The 16,488-nt window shown below is 73.1% G+C and carries 11 protein-coding genes and 1 pseudogene; 1 reads left to right on the forward strand and 11 read right to left on the reverse strand.

What is annotated here, in order from left to right:
* Window positions 1–89: 89 nt before the first annotated feature.
* The 5 genes from gltB to trpC form a co-directional block, all read right to left on the reverse strand.
* On the reverse strand, window positions 90–4,592 hold a 4,503-nt coding region (gene gltB / locus UK82_RS02580; RefSeq protein ID WP_236705410.1), incomplete at its 5' end, for a glutamate synthase large subunit.
* Between the two features lie 348 nt (window positions 4,593–4,940).
* On the reverse strand, window positions 4,941–6,080 hold the full coding sequence (gene lgt / locus UK82_RS02585; RefSeq protein WP_055406178.1) for a prolipoprotein diacylglyceryl transferase: 1,140 nt from the start codon (window positions 6,078–6,080) through the stop codon (window positions 4,941–4,943).
* Window positions 6,081–6,140: 60 nt separating this feature from the next.
* A complete protein-coding gene (gene trpA / locus UK82_RS02590) occupies window positions 6,141–6,968 on the reverse strand; it encodes a tryptophan synthase subunit alpha (protein ID WP_055406179.1) in 828 nt (275 codons plus the stop codon).
* A gap of 48 nt (window positions 6,969–7,016) precedes the next feature.
* Window positions 7,017–8,339 (reverse strand): tryptophan synthase subunit beta, encoded by a 1,323-nt coding sequence (gene trpB, locus UK82_RS02595; RefSeq protein WP_055406180.1) that lies wholly within the window; start codon window positions 8,337–8,339, stop codon window positions 7,017–7,019.
* 56 nt (window positions 8,340–8,395) lie between these two features.
* Complete coding sequence (gene trpC / locus UK82_RS02600; protein WP_044884472.1) at window positions 8,396–9,199, reverse strand: indole-3-glycerol phosphate synthase TrpC; 804 nt, start codon at window positions 9,197–9,199, stop codon at window positions 8,396–8,398.
* 242 nt (window positions 9,200–9,441) lie between these two features.
* Between trpC and UK82_RS02605 the strand changes: the two genes are divergently transcribed.
* The gene (locus tag UK82_RS02605) at window positions 9,442–9,810 is read left to right on the forward strand and encodes a hypothetical protein (protein WP_044884471.1); all 369 of its coding nucleotides are present in this window, start codon (window positions 9,442–9,444) and stop codon (window positions 9,808–9,810) included.
* A 3-nt stretch (window positions 9,811–9,813) separates the two neighbouring features.
* Here the strand turns inward: UK82_RS02605 and UK82_RS02610 are convergent, their stop codons facing one another.
* From UK82_RS02610 to UK82_RS02630, 6 genes and pseudogenes are all read right to left on the reverse strand, one after another.
* The gene (locus UK82_RS02610) at window positions 9,814–10,461 is read right to left on the reverse strand and encodes a Trp biosynthesis-associated membrane protein (RefSeq protein ID WP_044884470.1); all 648 of its coding nucleotides are present in this window, start codon (window positions 10,459–10,461) and stop codon (window positions 9,814–9,816) included.
* Window positions 10,458–11,996, reverse strand: a complete 1,539-nt coding sequence (locus UK82_RS02615; protein WP_055406181.1) for an anthranilate synthase component I — start codon at window positions 11,994–11,996, stop codon at window positions 10,458–10,460. Before UK82_RS02615 ends, UK82_RS02610 begins: the two co-directional genes overlap by 4 nt.
* Window positions 11,993–12,391 carry a phosphoribosyl-AMP cyclohydrolase gene (gene hisI / locus UK82_RS02620; RefSeq protein ID WP_044884468.1) on the reverse strand — a complete coding sequence of 133 codons (399 nt, stop codon included), beginning with the start codon at window positions 12,389–12,391 and terminating at the stop codon, window positions 11,993–11,995. The genes UK82_RS02615 and hisI overlap by 4 nt, the downstream gene beginning before the upstream one ends.
* On the reverse strand, window positions 12,388–14,059 hold a 1,672-nt coding region (locus UK82_RS02625; RefSeq protein WP_236705411.1), incomplete at its 5' end, for an ABC transporter ATP-binding protein. The genes UK82_RS02625 and hisI, both read right to left, overlap by 4 nt.
* A 1-nt stretch (window position 14,060) precedes the next feature.
* Window positions 14,061–14,454: pseudogene (locus UK82_RS35145) on the reverse strand (ABC transporter ATP-binding protein); the annotation flags it as partial.
* Window positions 14,451–16,463, reverse strand: coding sequence for an ABC transporter ATP-binding protein (locus UK82_RS02630; RefSeq protein ID WP_044884467.1), 2,013 nt, complete (start codon window positions 16,461–16,463; stop codon window positions 14,451–14,453). The gene UK82_RS02630 and the pseudogene UK82_RS35145, both read right to left, overlap by 4 nt.
* Window positions 16,464–16,488 lie beyond the last annotated feature (25 nt).

Below are 16,488 nucleotides of genomic sequence, written 5' to 3' on the forward strand. Positions count from 1 at the left end.
CGGCCCCCTGCGCGATCATCTTCGGCGAGATCACCTTCGGTGCGATCAGCGTCTCCGCGGCCGNCCGGCCGCCGCGCACCGCGCGCCGCTCAGACACGACTCGCCGCCATGATCACGTCTTCGGCCACGAGGCCCTGCTCCTCGGCCTGGCGGATCGCGGTGAGCACCCGCTTGTAGTCCCGCGGCATGACCTTGCGGAATGCGCCGCGCACGTTCTCCCAGTCGGCGTAGAGCCGCGCGGCCACCGTCGAGCCGGTCTCCCGGCGATGGCGGACGAGCAGGTCGCGCACGACCGCCTCGTCGGCGGCCTCCAGATCCTCGACGTCGACCATTTCGGTGTTGATCCGGGCCTCGACCGGGTCGAACAGGTACGCCACGCCGCCGCTCATGCCGGCGGCGAAGTTACGCCCGATCGAGCCGAGGACCAGCACCGTTCCACCGGTCATGTACTCGCAGCCATGGTCGCCGACGCCCTCGACGACCGCGGTCGCCCCGGAGTTGCGCACGCAGAACCGCTCGCCGACGATCCCGCGGAAGAACGCCTCTCCCGCCGTCGCCCCGTAGAGCAGGACGTTGCCGGCGACGATGTTCTCCTCGGCGCGCAGCGGCGACTCCTTCGGCGGGAACACGAAGATCTTGCCGCCGGACAGACCCTTGCCGGTGTAGTCGTTCACGTCGCCCTCGAGCGTCAGCGTCATGCCCTTGGGGGCGAAGGCCCCGAAGCTCTGCCCGGCGGACCCGGTGAAGCGCAACTGGATCGTGTCGTCGGGCAGCCCGGCCGCGCCGTACCGCTTCGTCACCTCGTAGCCGAGCATGGTGCCGACGGTGCGGTTGACGTTGCGGATCGGCATCTCCAGCCAGACCGGCCGACCGTCGTCGAGGGCCCCCTCGCAGAGCTGGATCAGCGAGTTGTCCAGCGCCTTGTCCAGTCCGTGGTCCTGGCTGGAGGTGCAGTTCAGCGAGCCGCCGAACGGCCGCTCGGGGCTGTGCAGCAGCGGGGTGATGTCCAGTCCGGACGCCTTCCAGTGCTCGATCGCCGCGCGGGCGTCGAGCAGGTCGACGCGGCCGACGGCCTCCTGCAGGGTCCGGAAGCCCAGGGCCGCGAGGTAGCTACGGACCTCCTCGGCGATGAAGGTGAAGAACGCCTCGACGAACTCCGGCTTGCCGGTGAACCGCTCCCGCAGCGCCGGGTTCTGGGTGGCCACTCCGACCGGACAGGTGTCCAGATGACAGACGCGCATCATCACGCAGCCGGCGACGACGAGCGGCGCGGTGGCGAAACCGAACTCCTCGGCGCCGAGCAGCGCGCCGACGACGACGTCGCGGCCGGTCTTGAGCTGGCCGTCGACCTGCACGACGATCCGGTCGCGTAGCCCGTTGAGCAGCAGCGTCTGCTGGGTCTCGGCCAGCCCCAGCTCCCAGGGGGCGCCGGCGTGCTTGAGCGAGGTCAGCGGGGACGCACCGGTGCCACCGTCGTGCCCGGAGATCAGCACCACGTCGGCGTGTGCCTTGGAGACGCCGGCGGCGACCGTGCCGACGCCGACCTCGGCGACCAGCTTGACGTGCACCCGCGCCTTCGGGTTCGCGTTCTTCAGGTCGTGGATGAGCTGGGCGAGGTCCTCGATCGAGTAGATGTCGTGGTGCGGCGGCGGGGAGATCAGGCCCACACCCGGCGTCGAATGCCGGGTCTTCGCGATCCACGGGTAGACCTTGTGCCCGGGCAGCTGGCCGCCCTCGCCGGGCTTCGCCCCCTGCGCCATCTTGATCTGGATGTCGTCGGCATTGGCCAGGTACTCGCTGGTCACGCCGAACCGGCCGCTGGCGACCTGCTTGACCGCCGAGCGGCGCAGGTCGCCGTTGGCGTCGGGGACGAAGCGGCGGGCGTCCTCGCCCCCCTCGCCGGTGTTCGATTTGCCGCCGAGCCGGTTCATCGCGATCGCCAGGGTCTCGTGCGCCTCCGCGCTGATCGACCCGTAGGACATGGCGCCGGTCGCGAACCGCTTGACGATCTCCGAGACCGGTTCGACCTCCTCGATCGGCACCGGCGGGCGCACCCCGGTGCGCAGCTCGAACAGCCCGCGCAGGGTCGAGTTCTCCCGGGACAGGCCGTCGACCTTGCCGGTGTACTCCTGGAAAACGTCGTACTGGCGGGTCCGGGTGGCGTGCTGGAGCAGGAAGACGGTCTCCGGGTTGAACAGGTGGATCTCGCCCTCGCGCCGCCACTGGTACTCGCCGCCGACCTCCAGGCCGCGGTGGGCGAGCTCCGAGGCGACCCGCGGATGCGCGCGGCGGTGCCGGGCGGCGACCTCGTCGGCGATGACGTCCAGCCCGACGCCGTCCAGGCGCGAGGGGGTGCCGACGAAGTAGGCGTCGACCAGCTCCTGGGACAGGCCGATCGCCTCGAAGACCTGGGCGCCGGTGTAGCTGGCGACGGTGGAGATGCCCATCTTGGACATCACCTTCAGCACGCCCTTGCCGAGCGCCTTGATCAGGTTCTTCTCGGCCTGCTCCCGGGACACGTCGGCGATCTCGCCCTCGGCGATCAGGGTGTCAATCGACTCGAACGCCAGGTACGGGTTGACCGCCGCGGCACCGTAGCCGGTGAGCAGGGCGATGTGGTGCACCTCGCGGGCGTCGCCGCACTCGACGATGAGGCCGACCTTCGTCCGGGTCCGCTCCCGGATCAGGTGGTGGTGCACGGCCGCGGTGAGCAGCAGCGACGGGATCGGCGCCTTGCGCTGGTCGGAATCACGGTCGGAGAGCACGACGATGCGCGCGCCGTCGGCGATGGCCTCGCTGACCCCGGCGCAGATCTCCGCCAGGCGCGCCGCGAGCGCCGCCCCGCCCCCGTCGACGTCGTAGAGGCCACGCACGGTCACGGAAGCGAAGCCGGGCATGTCCCCGTCGTCGTTGATACCGATGATCTTCGAGAGCTGGCCGCTGGAGATCACCGGGTAGGGCAGGTGCACCATCCGGCACGACGCCGGCGACGGCGCGAGCAGGTTGCCCTCCGGGCCCAGGGTCCGCCCGAGGCTGGTGACCAGCTCCTCCCGGATCGCGTCCAGCGGCGGGTTGGTGACCTGCGCGAAGAGCTGGGTGAAGTAGTCGAACAGCAACCGGGGACGGCTGGAGAGCACGGCGACGGGGGTGTCGGTGCCCATCGAGCCGATCGGCTCGGCGCCCGAGCGCGCCATCGGCGCGACCAGGACGCGCAGCTCCTCCTCGGTGTAGCCGAACACCTGCTGGCGGCGCAGCACCGAGGAGTGGCCGTAGATGACCTGCTCGCGGTCGGGAAGGTCATCCAGCGAGATCAGCCCGGCGTGCAGCCACTCGGCGTAGGGGGCGGCGTTCGCCAGCTCCGACTTGATCTCCTCGTCGCTGACGATGCGCTTCTGCGCGGTGTCGACGAGGAACATCCGGCCCGGCTGGAGCCGGCCCTTCTGGACGATCTTGTGCGGCGGGATGTCGAGCACGCCGACCTCGGAGGCCATCACGACCAGCCCGTCGTCGGTCACCCAGTAGCGCGACGGGCGCAGGCCGTTGCGGTCGAGGACCGCGCCGATGACCGTGCCGTCGGTGAACGCGATCGACGCCGGACCGTCCCAGGGCTCCATCAGGGTGGAGTGGAACTCGTAGAAGGCCCGCAGCGCCGGATCCATCTCGGCGTGGTTCTCCCACGCCTCGGGGATCATCATCAGCACCGAGTGCGGCAGGCTGCGCCCAGCGAGGTGCAGCAGCTCCAGCACCTCGTCGAAGCTCGCCGAGTCGCTCGCGCCGTCCGCGCAGATCGGGAACAACCGGGCCAGGTCGCCGGTGATGAGGTCGCTGGCCAGCAGCGCCTCGCGGGCCCGCATCCAGTTCCGGTTGCCACGGACCGTGTTGATCTCGCCGTTGTGCGCGACGAACCGGTACGGGTGTGCCAGCGGCCAGCTCGGAAACGTGTTCGTCGAGAAACGGCTGTGCACGAGCGCGATGGCGCTGGCGAACCGCGGGTCGTCGAGGTCGGGGAAGTAGGCCGAGAGCTGATGCGTGGTCAGCATGCCCTTGTAGACGAGGGTCCGTGACGACAGCGAGGACAGGTAGACGCCGGTCTCCCGCCGGATCCGCTTGCGCACGCAGAACGCCCGGCGCTCCAGGTCACCCACGTCGAAGCCGTCGTCGGCGCCGCCCTCGGCCGGCCCCTGCGCGTTCGCCACGCCCTTCGCTCCCGCGCCGGGCAGACTGCCTGGCAGCGCGAGGAAGAGCTGGCGCATCCGCGGCTCCACCTCGCGGGCCGCGTGCCCGACGATGTGGCTGACCGTCGGCACCTCGCGCCAGCCGAGGACCCGCAGGCCCTCCTGGCGGACGATGCGACTGATCGTGCGCACCGCGTCGTCGCGCTCCCCCGCAACCTGCGGCAGGAAGGCGATGCCCACCGCGTACCGCCCGGGTGCGGGCAGGGCGAAATCGACCACGTCGCGCAGGAACAGATCAGGGACCTGGACCAGGATGCCGGCTCCGTCGCCGGTGTCCGGGTCACTGCCCGACGCACCCCGGTGATCGAGGTTGCGCAGCACGGTCAGGCCCTGGTCGACCAGTTCATGGCTACGTCGNCCGCGCACATCGACGACGAAGCCGACACCACAGGCGTCGTGTTCGAAGGTGGGGTCGTAAAGACCTTGCGCACTCGGCATCCGGCGAAGTCCTGTCCATCTTCAAGGGCTGAAGGAGGTGCGGACGACGCTGTCCGAGGTGAAACGAGACATGACAGCGCTGGCCCAGCGCCGGCTGCCTCCTGTCGAGTGTGCCACGCGCCGCGTCGATGCGCCGTGATCATATATGTCCAGGAGATCACGGCCGTATAACGTCACATTTCCGGGCATGACCACGGGTGGCCCGAGTAGTGCGGCGCCCCCGCGCCGTGAACTCGTGCGCGCCGCTCGGGGCAGCGGCGTAAACGCTCAGGTCGCGGGCGGTCTTTCGACCCGCGCCCGCCCCGAGGGCACCGCGCCCGCCCCGGTCTCGGCCCCCGCGACCGGCTGTTCTGCGCGGGAGGCGTCCTCGGCCCCCTCGGCACCACCCTCTCTCGCGGGGGCACGGACCGCATGCGCGGCACTGCCCGCGCTGGCGGCACTGCCCGCACTGGCGGCACTGCCCGCACTGGCGGCACTGCCCGCACTGGCGGGACTGGCATCGGCGGCACCGGCCGTGCGGGTTCCGCTGCCGGGTTCGCCCCCGGCGTCCGTCGGCTGGCGCCGGGGACGCTCCTGGACGAGACCCAACGCCCGCTGCTCCTCAGGTGACACGTCCGGATCGACCGGCCGGCGCACGACCAGCAGCGCCACCACCGCGCCGACGCACACGATCGCGGAGGTCCAGATGTTCACGCGCAGGCCGAGGATCTCGTCCGCGGTGTCGATGCGCAGCATCTCGATCCACAGCCGACCGAACGTGTAGAGCGCGACGTACAGGGCGAACAGCCGGCCGCGGCCGAGCCGGTGGCGCCGGTCGACGACCAGCAGGATGCCGGCCACGACGAGGTTCCACAGGAACTCGTAGAGGAACGTCGGCTGGTACGTCGCCACCCCCGGGTCGGCCCGGTGTTCGGGGTCGATGCGCACCGCCCAGGGCAGCGTGGTGGGCTTGCCATAGAGCTCCTGGTTGAACCAGTTACCCCAGCGGCCGATGGCCTGGGCGAGGATGATCCCGGGCGCGGCGGCGTCGGCGAACAGGGCGAGGCTGATCCCGAGACGCCGGGCGGCGAGCCAGGCGCCGAGCGCGCCGCCGGCGATGGCCCCCCAGATCCCCAACCCGCCGTTCCAGATCTTCACCACGTCGGCGACGTGCCCGTGCTCGCCGAAGTAGGCGTCCGGGGTGCTGAGCACGTGGTAGATCCGGGCGCCGACGATCCCGAAGGGGACGGCCCAGTAGGCGATCTCCCCGGCGATCGCCGGGTCCATGCCTCGGGCGCGCAATCTGCGTCCGGTGACGACGACGGCGACCACGATGCCAATGATGATCATCAGGGCGTAGGCGCGCAGCGGCACCGGCCCGAGATGCACCACACCGCGGGAGGGGCTGGGGATGGCGGCGAATACCACGGTCGTCAGGCTATCCCGGCGGCCGCGGCGACCCGGTGGGGGGCCGCGGCGCCACTCCGGTCAGGCCGAGGCCGGGACGGGGGCGCGCACCCCTTCGGCGAGCTCGGCGGCCAGCCGGCCGATGCCGTCGAGGGCGGCGGCGTCGCCCGCGCCCGAGCGCTGCGCGTCCACCAGAACCTTGACCAACGCCGAGCCGACGATCACCCCGTCGGCGAACCCGGCGACCTCGGCGGCCTGCGCGCCGGTGCTCACCCCGAGGCCGACCGCGACCGGTAGCTCGGTGGTGGCCCGCACGCGGGCGACCAGGTCGGCGGCCCGGGTACCGACCGCAGCGCGGGTGCCGGTGACGCCCATCAGGGAGGCGGCATAGACGAACCCGCGGGAGATCCCGGTGACCAGCCGGATCCTGGCGTCCGAGGAGCTCGGCGCGACGAGGAACACCGGGTCCAGTCCGTGCTCCGCGCTCGCCGCGAGCCACGGGGCCGCCTCCTCGGGCGGCAGGTCCGGAGTGATCGCCCCTGCCCCGCCGGCCGCGGCAAGATCGGCGGCGAATCGCGCCGGGCCGTAACGGTCGATCGGGTTCCAGTAGGTCATGACCACGGTCGGCGCACCGGTGGCGGCGACCGCCTCGACGGTGCGTAGCACGTCCGCGGTCGTCACCCCGCCGCGCAGCGCCGCGTCGGCGGCGTCCTGGATCACCGGCCCGTCCATGGTCGGATCCGAATAGGGCAGGCCCACCTCGACGACGTCGACACCCGCCGCGACCATCGCCCGCATGGCCGCGATCGCGCCGTCGACCGTCGGGTAGCCGGCCGGCAGGTAGCCGACCAGCAGGGATCGGCCCTCCTCGCGGGCGGCCGTGAAACACTCGTCCAACCGACTCTGCACCGTACTGCGTCCGTTCCGTCGGGCCCGAGGGCTGCCTGTGCGCCGGCGTCAGCCGCGCGGGTCCACGTCGGCGGCGGCGCCGCCCGCGTCGTCGAGCAGGCCGAACCAGCGGGCCGCCGTGTCGACGTCCTTGTCGCCGCGACCGGAGCAGTTGACCACGACGATCGCGTCCGGGCCGAGCTCGCGAGCGACGTCGAACGCGCCGGCGAAGGCATGCGCGCTCTCGATCGCGACCAGGATGCCCTCGGTGCGGGCGACCAGCGCGAGCGCCGCCATCGCCGCGGCGTCGTCGACGACGCGATAGCTCGCCCGGCCGGTCTCGTGCAGCAGCGCGTGCTCGGGGCCGATGCCGGGGTAGTCCAGGCCGGCGGAGATCGAGTGGGACACCTGCGTCTGACCGAACTCGTCCTGCAGCAGGAACGTCCGCATGCCGTGCAGCACGCCCGAGGAGCCGCCGGCTATCGCCGCGGCGTGCCGCCCGGTGGCGACCCCGTCCCCGCCGGCCTCACAACCGATCAGGGCGACGTCGGTGTCAGGGATGAACGGGTGGAAGATGCCCATCGCGTTGGAGCCGCCGCCGACGCAGGCGACGACCGCGTCGGGCAGCCGGCCGGTGCGGTCGAGCACCTGGGCCCGAGCCTCCACGCCGATGATGCGCTGGAAGTCCCGGACCATCATCGGGAACGGATGCGGGCCCATCACCGAACCGATGCAGTAATGGGTGTGCTCGACAGTGGCGACCCAGTCGCGCATCGCTTCGTTGATCGCGTCCTTGAGGGTGCGGCTGCCGGAGGCGACCGGGACGACCTCGGCGCCGAGCAGGCGCATCCGGGCGACGTTGAGCGCCTGCCGGCGGGTGTCCTCCTCACCCATGTAGACCACGCACTCCAGGCCGAGCAGGGCGCAGGCGGTGGCGGTGGCCACCCCGTGCTGACCGGCGCCGGTCTCGGCGATGACCCGGGACTTGCCCATCCGCCTGGTCAGCAGGCACTGCCCGAGGACATTGTTGATCTTATGGGAGCCGGTGTGGGCGAGATCCTCGCGCTTGAGCAGGATGCGGGCGCCGCCGACGTGCTCGGTGAGCCGGTGAGCGTCGGTCAGCGGCGTGGGCCGGCCGGCGTAGGTGGCGAGCAGGCCGTCGAGCTCGGCGACGAAGCCCTCGTCGGCCCGGGCCTGGTCATAGGCCTCGGTCAGCTCCTCGAGGGCCGCCATGAGCGCCTCGGGCACGAACCGCCCGCCGAACCGGCCGAAGTGCCCCGCGGGATCGGGAAACACCTGCCAGTTCTCCGCCTGCTCCCGGACGGCGCCGGCGGACGGCGTCGAGGTCGCGGTCTCGGCGGGAGCTGGCTGAGCAGCGGTTCGGGTGGCCACAGTGCGACTGTATCGGTCCGCACCGACAGGCCGGTCGATCCGCCGGCCCCCGGCCGCTAGCGGCCGACCCTGGCCGCCGGATGCGCCCCGGCGGCCACGAGGTCGGCGACGGTCTGGCGGGGATCGCCGGTGACCGCCGCCTCGCCGACCAGCACCGCGTCGGCCCCGGCGGCCGCGTAGGCGAGCAGGTCGCGTGGGCCGCGCACGCCGGACTCGGCCACGGCGAGCACGCCGGCGGGCACCATCGGCGCGAGCCGGGCGAACGTGGCGCGATCGACCTCCAGAGTGCGCAGATCACGGGCGTTGACGCCGATCAGCCGGGCGTCGGCGTCCAGCGCGCGGCCAAGCTCCGCCTCGTCGTGCACCTCGACGAGCGCGGTCATGCCCAGCGACTCGATCCGCTCGCGCAGGCCGACCAGCCGGGGCTGGTCGAGCGCGGCGACGATGAGCAGCACGAGGTCCGCCCCGTGCGCGCGCGCCTCGAAGACCTGGTAGGGCGAGACGATGAAGTCCTTGCGCAGGAGCGGGACGTCCACCGCGCGGCGCACGGCGTCGAGATCGGCGAGCGACCCGCCGAAGCGGCGCCCTTCGGTGAGAACGCTGATGGCGGCGGCGCCGCCGGCCTCGTAGTCGAGGGCGAGGGCCGCGGGATCGGCGATGGCCGCCAGCTTCCCCTTCGACGGGGAACTGCGCTTGACCTCGGCGATCACCGATACCGGGGAGTTGCGGAACACGGCGAGCGCGTCCTTGGGATCGGGGACGCGCTCCACGCGCTGCTTGAGGTCGGCGAGGGGGGTCTGCTGCTCGCGGGCGGCCAGGTCGGCCCTGACCCCGTCGAGGATCTCGGCGAGGACGCTCATCGACCCGCGCTCGCGGCTGTCGCGGTCATGCCGCGATGGTAGGCCAGGCCCGGCGACCCGACCCGAGGCCCCCACAACTTGCTACGACCCGCAACGCTACGTAGCCAACAGTCGGGCAACGACGGCCCGCCTCTCGGCCGGCGGTTGCGGCGGTCCGCGCCACGCCGTGCACGCGGCGCAGTGGCGCCAGTCGCCTTCGATCCCCTATAGTCGAACACGCGTTCGACATCGAGGGAGTTCTCATGGACACTCGCCGCACCTCCTTTCCGCTGATCCAGGGCATCCCCCCGGTCCCCGACCAGGCCCCGCCGCGCCGGGTGGCCGGCGCCGGGCCGGCGGCGGCCCCCGCCCAGGCCGGGGACTGCGCCCAGGCCAGTGCCGCGGCACCGGCCTGGGTGGAGCAGCTTGACGCGCTCGCCCGCTGCCTGGCTCGGATGGACGCGCTCATGGCGATGGTAGAGGCCGACCTCGACCGCCACACACGGGTTCTCGCCGCGCTGGCCGACCCGCTTCCGCAGCTTGCACCCGTGGCCATGCCGCCGGATCTCGACTTCCCCCCGTATCCCGATCTGCCGGACGGTGCCGGCGTGTCCGGCCGCGGCGGCCAGTGATGATCAGGTGGGGTCGTGGCCCCGCTCGATCGCGTCCCAGGCGTCGACCGGCCGGGCCTCGCGGGCCTGGTAGCGGCCGGACATCCCCGGCCAGGAGCGGCCTCGCAGGACGGCGAGGACACCGGCGGCGGTGAGCAGCACGCCGCCGAGCATCGCCAGCCAGGGCGCGGCCGTGCGGTGCACACCGCTGATCTCTGCCTGCCCGCCGGGGGTGAACTGGCGGACCTGGTCGGTGTCGCGCAGGGCGGACAGCGGATCGAAGCCGATGTTCCCCGCCACGTAGGCGATGCCGATCCCGGCGGCGACGGCCAGCAGGCCGACGACCGGCCGGCCGATCCGCCGGGTTGCGACGATCGCGACCGCGGCGGCGAGGCCGACGAGGGCGAGTGCGGTCGCCGCCGAGGCGATGTCGCCGCCGGTCCAGTGCACGGCGAGCGGCGCCGCCACGGCGGTGGCGTCCCGCTCGCCGCGGGGGGTGCCCACCCGGGCGGAGACCCAGGTCGCCCCGCCGCACACCAGGACCAGACCCGCGCCGAGCAGGCAGCCGAGCACGGCGAGCACCCGCTCCCGGCGCCCGCGGCGGGCCGCCCGCGCCGCGCCGGCATCGTCGACGGCAGCCGGCGGGGAGTCCGCCGGCAGGCCGGCGCTCATGCCGGAGGCCGCAGCGACTCGGCGACCTCGATCGCGCGCAGGACCGCCGCCGCCTTCGTGCGGCTCTCCAGGTCCTCGGCGTCGGGATCGGAGTCGGCGACGATCCCGGCGCCGGCCTGGACGTAGGCCACGCCGTCGCGCAGCACGGTGGTGCGGATCGCGATGGCGGTGTCCAGGTCGCCACCGAAGTCCAGATAGCCGACCACGCCGCCGTAGAGGCCGCGGCGCGTGGGCTCCAGCTCGTCGATGACCTCCATCGCGCGCACCTTCGGCGCCCCGGAGAGCGTGCCCGCCGGGAAGGTCGCGGTGAGCACGTCGACGGCGCTGCGCTCCGGTGCCACCTCACCGATCACCGTGGAGACGATATGCATGATGTGCGAGAACCGTTCCACCGCGGCGAACTCGACGACGCGCACCGAACCGGGCACACAGACCCGACCAAGATCATTTCGGACCAGATCGACGAGCATCACGTGCTCCGAGCGCTCCTTCGGATCGGCGAGCAACTGCGCCGCGAGCTCCGCGTCGCGTTCCGGCGTCGCGCCCCGGGGGCGGCTGCCCGCGATGGGATGCAGCAGCGCCCGTCGCCCGGTGACCTTGACGTGCGCCTCCGGCGAGGAGCCGACGACGTCGTGGTCGCCGAACCGCAGCAGGTACATGTACGGGCTCGGGTTCGTCGTGCGCAGCACCCGGTAGACGTCGAGGGAATCGGCGGCGGTTGCCCGCTCGAAACGCTGGGAGACCACGATCTGGAAGCACTCCCCGGCCCGGATCTCCTCGATGGCCCGCTCGACCGCGGCCTGGAAGGCACCGGGCGGCGTGGCGGAGACGAAGTCACCGACCCCGGTGGCCGCCCCGCTGGTCGTCGCCACCGTCGGCTCGCTCCACTTCGCCAGGTCGCTGGTCATCGCGTCCAGCCTGGCCACCGCGTCGTCGTACAGGGCGTCGAGGTCCGGGCGGGTGGCCTCGGCCAGATCACCGCCGGGCGCGGCCGAGGCCCCCGTGAAGACGTTGGCGACCAGCAGGCACGAGCCGTCGGCGTGGTCGAGGACGGCGAGGTCCGTGGTGAGCAGCATCCGCAGCTCGGGCAGGCCGAGATCGTCGACAGCGTGCGAGGGCAGCCGCTCGATGCGGCGGACGATGTCGTAGCCGAGGTAGCCGACGAGGCCGCCCATCAGCGGAGGGGCGTCCGGATCGTTCGCCGCGCGCAGGGAGCGTTCCACCGCGCGCAGGATGTCCAGCGGGTCGCCCTCGGTGGGCACGCCGGGCGGCGGTGTGCCCACCCAGATCGCCTCGCCGTCGCGTTCGGTCAGCGTCGCCGCGGCCCGCACCCCGATGAAGGAGTACCGCGACCACACCCCGCCGTGCTCGGCGGATTCGAGCAGAAACGTGCCCGGGCCGCCGGCGAGCTTGCGGTAGATCCCGACCGGGGTCTCCCCGTCGGCGAGCAGCCGGCGGGTGACGGCGACGACCGGGCGACTGCCGGCGGCGGCGTGGAAGGCGGCCCGGTCGGGGAGGATCCGCCCGGTGGTCATCGGGCCGGCCCGGCGTCGGCCGTGACGCCCGGGTTACCCACGCGCGCGGGCAGCGGATCGGCAACGAAGCAGTTCCGGGTGCCGGTGTGGCAGGCGGGGCCGACCTGGTCCACCCGGACGAGGACGGCGTCGCCGTCGCAGTCGAGGGCGACCGAGCGGACCCACTGCTGGTGGCCGGAGGTATCGCCCTTGACCCAGTACTCCCCGCGGCTGCGGCTCCAGTACGTGGCCCGCCCGGTGGTCAGCGTGCGATGCAGCGCCTCGTCGTCCATCCACCCGAGCATCAGCACCTCGCCGGTGTCGTGCTGCTGGGCGATGGCCGGGAACAGACCGGCGTCGTTGCGACGCAGGCGGCTGGCGATGGCGGGATCCAGAGCGGATGGACGTACGGTCACGGCTCCATTCTGCTCGTCCGTGGCGGCGGAGCAGGGTGCACGTCGACCGACCCGACCGGCGCCGCCGGGGCTACCACCCCCGCTTCCGAAGCCGCCACCGGACCCACCGCGACCGCCCCGACACCCGCCGCCCAGGACTCGTGCATCCGGCGGTACACCCCGGGCACAGCGACCAACGTACGGTGATGGCCCCGTTGCACGATGCGCCCGGCGTCCACGACGACGACGTCCTGCGCCGCCTCCGCCGTCGACAGTCGGTGCGCGATCGTCACCGAGGTGCGGTCCCGGGTCAGTTCGGCCAGCGCCGCCGCCAGGCGCACCTCGGTCTCGGGGTCCACCGCGGAGGTCGCCTCGTCCAGGACCAGCAGGTCCGGATCGGCCAGCCGGGCGCGGGCCAACGCGACGAGCTGCCGCTCGCCGGCCGACAGTCGCGCCCCGCCCTCCCCCACCCGGGTCGACAGCCCCGCCGGCAGCCCGGCGAGCCAGTCGGCGAGGCCCAGCGCCTCGAAGGCGGCGCGGACAGCCTTGTCGTCGGCCCCAGGTCGGCCGTAGCGGACGTTGTCGGCGATCGTGAGGTCGAACAGGAAGCCGTCCTGCGGCACGAGCAGCACCCGGCCGCGCAGCGAGGCGAACCGCACCTCGGGCAGCGGCACGCCGCCGATCCGCACGGTTCCCGTGGTCGGATCCATGAGCCGGGTGAGCAGCTTGGCCAGGGTCGTCTTGCCGGATCCGGTCTCGCCGACCACCGCCACCCGCGTGCGCGGGACGATCTCCAGGTCGACGTCGCGCAGCACAGGCGGCCCGTCGGGATAGGCGAACCCGACCCCGTCGAACCGAACCCCCAGCGGTCCGGCCGGCAGGTCCCGGCCGGCCTGGGCCGTGGCCGGGCCGGCCGGGACCGTGGCCGGACCGCGTCGCCCGCCGGGAGGCGGTGTGCCGCCGGTGCGGGGCACGGGCAGCCGGCCGACGGCCGGCCCGAGCGCGGGATCGCGGACGTCGGTCGGGAGGTCCAGGACGTCGAGCACCCGGCGCAGCCCGGCCAGCGCGTTGGCCGCGTCGTTGAGCACCTCGGTCATCGACTGGATCGGCATGACGAACAGGGTCATCAGGAACAGGAACGCGATCAGCCGTCCGGTGCTGAGCGAGCCGGCGACGCCGAGCGCCACTCCCGCCGTCACCACCGAGGCGGTGGCCAACGCGGCGACCAGCTCGCTGAGCGAGAAGACCCCGGCGACAACCCGCTGCGCCTCGATCTGGGCGGACCGGTAGCGGCCGATGGTCCGGTCGATGCGTCGCCCGGTCCGTTCCTGGACGCCGTAGGCCCGCACGACCGGGGCGCCGACGACCGCCTCGGACACGGCGCCCAGCAGCTCGCCGACCCGTTCACGCACGATCGCGTACCGGCCGGCCAGCCGACGCTGCACCAGTCGGGTCACCACGAACAGGGGGACGAAGAACGCGTAGACGAGGAGGGTCAGCGGCCACGAGTAGACGACCATCAGCACGGTGGCCAGCAGCATCTGGCCGGAGGAGACCAGCAGCATCACGCCGCCGAACTGGAGGAACTGCGACATCTGGTCGACGTCGCTGGTCACCCGGGAGGTCAGCGAGCCGCGGCGTTGGGCGGACTGGCTGAGCATCGACAGGTCGTGGATGTGTCGGAAGGCGNGCACCCGCAGGGTGGCGAGGGTGCCCTCGGACAGGCGGTAGAGCCGCAGGTTCATCCGATAGGTGGCGACGGTGGTCAACACGATGATGACCGCGGCCGCGCCGACGGCCACGGCGACCAGGCCGACGTCGGCACCGTCGTCGGTGAGCCCGCGGTCGAGGGTCTGCTGCACGACCACCGGGATGACGACCTTCCCCGTGGTGGCCACCAGGGCGAGCGCGAGCGTGCCGAGCAGGCCCCGGGTCAGTTCGGGGGACAGCGCGCGCAGCCGGCGGAACGTCGCCGCGAGTGTGGGCTGGCCAGGCGTGGCCGCACGCCCGAGGGCCCCAGGTTCGGGAGCCGCTTGCGAGCGGCGGGTCGGGGAGGAAGGAGGCGGGGAGGCAGGAGGCGTCACGGAGCCGCCTCCGGTTCGAGCTCCCGGACGTGCTCGGGAACGGCGGGCTCCGGGAGCGCAGGCTCGGACTCCCGGACAGCGGACTCCCGGACGGCGGGCTCCGGGAGGGCACCGGCCGCGCGGGCGGCGGCCTCGTAGGCGGTGAGCAGTGCGGCGTAGCGCGGGGAGGAGGCGAGCAGCTCCTCGTGTCGACCGCGACCGATGACTCGGCCGGCGTCGAGGTGGATCACCTCGTCGGCCAGCGCGATCGTGGAGCGGCGCTGGGCGACGACCACGACGGTCGAGGCGCCGGCGCTTTCCCGCAGGTCGGCGAGGATCGCCGCCTCCACTCGGGGGTCGACGCTGGCGGTGGCGTCGTCGAGGACGAGCAGCCGCGGGGCGCGGACGAGCGCGCGGGCCAGGCCGATGCGTTGGCGCTGGCCGCCGGACAGGGAGGTCCCGCGCTCGCCGACCATGGTGTCGAGGCCGTCGGGCAGGGCGGCGACGAAGCCGTCGGCCTGCGCGCGACGCAACGCCGCCCAGACCTCGTCGTCGGCGGCGTCCATGCCGAGGGTGACGTTGGCGCGCACGGTGTCGTCGAACAGGAACGCCTGCTGGGCGACGACGGCGACAGCTCGGCTCACCTCGCCGGCGGCGAGTTCACGCAGGTCGACACCGTCGAGTAGCACGGTGCCGGCCTGCGGGTCGACGAGCCGAGCGAGCAGGTTCACCAGGGAGGACTTGCCGGAGCCGGTGCGGCCGGTGATCGCGACGACGCTGCCCGCGGCCACCTCGAAGCTCACCGCATCCACCACCGGCCGCGGCGGCGGATCGCCGGGGCTCGCGGGCACCGCCGGCTCGCCGCTCGGGTCGGAGGCGGCGTCAACGGTCGGGTCGGCGGTGGCGTCAACCGTCGGGTCGGCGGTGGCGTCGGCCGGCGGGTAGGCGTAGGTGACGGCGTCGAGGCGCAGCGACGCGGGGCCGGCCGCGGTCAGCGTGCGCGGCCCGTACTCCTCGTGTCCTCGGGCCCGCAGCACCGCCTCGACCCGCTCGTAGCCGACGACCTCCCGCGGCAGGTCCCCGAACACCCAGCCGAACGCCCGCAGCGGGAAGGCCAGCAGGGTGAACAGGTAGGCGACCCGGACGAGCTGCCCGACGTCGATCGCCCCCGCGTCGATGCGGATCGCGCCGACCAGCAGCACCAGCAGGATCCCCAGGTTCGGCAGGGCCTCCATCACGGGATCGAACAGGCCCCGCAACCGGCCCGCGTGGATCATCGCGTCGCGAAGGCGCTCGGCGCGGACAGCGAAGCGGGCGGTCTCGTCCTCCTCCCGGCCGAGGGTCTTGACGACCAGGGCGCCGTCGAACGACTCGTGTGCCACCGCGCTGACCTCCCCGCGCAACTGCTGCGCTCGGGAGTACAGCGGCCATACCCGCCGCCCGTACCAGACGTTGAGCACGCCGAACGTCGGGAAGATCACGAAGCCGATCAGGGCCAGCACCGGATCGGTGACCACGAGCAGCACCAGCGCCACCACGAGCATGACGAGCGCGCCCAGCGCGAACGGCAGCGGCATCACCGGAGCCCAGGCCGCCTCGACGTCCGAGTTGGCGTTGGACAGCAACGTGCCGGTGGAGTGCCGCTGATGCCAGGACAGCGGCAACCGCAGGTACTGGCGGGTCACCGCGTGCCGGTGCCGCGCCTGCAGCCGGAACACGACCGTTCCGCCGGCGAGCCGGCGCAGGAACATGCCGAGCGCCCGAGCGAGACCGACGAGGCTGAGCGCCACCGCGGCCAGGGCGACCGCCGACCAGTCGGCGTGCCCCCGCCGGATCGCCGGGATCACCACCCGGTCCGTGGCCTCGCCGAGCACCAGGGAGCTGGCCACCCCCGTCAACGTGAACAGGCAGCCACCGACCGTTGCCACAGCGAACAGGCGGGGCTCGTCACGGATGCCCCGCCAGAGGTTCGCGAAGCCCTGGCCGATGACCCCGGGTTGTCGCCCCGGCTCCGACACCCGCTCCGCCATCGTCACCCTCCGTCAACACGTCACG

This window comes from Frankia sp. ACN1ag (assembly GCF_001414035.1).
GTDB classification, from domain to species: domain Bacteria; phylum Actinomycetota; class Actinomycetes; order Frankiales; family Frankiaceae; genus Frankia; species Frankia torreyi.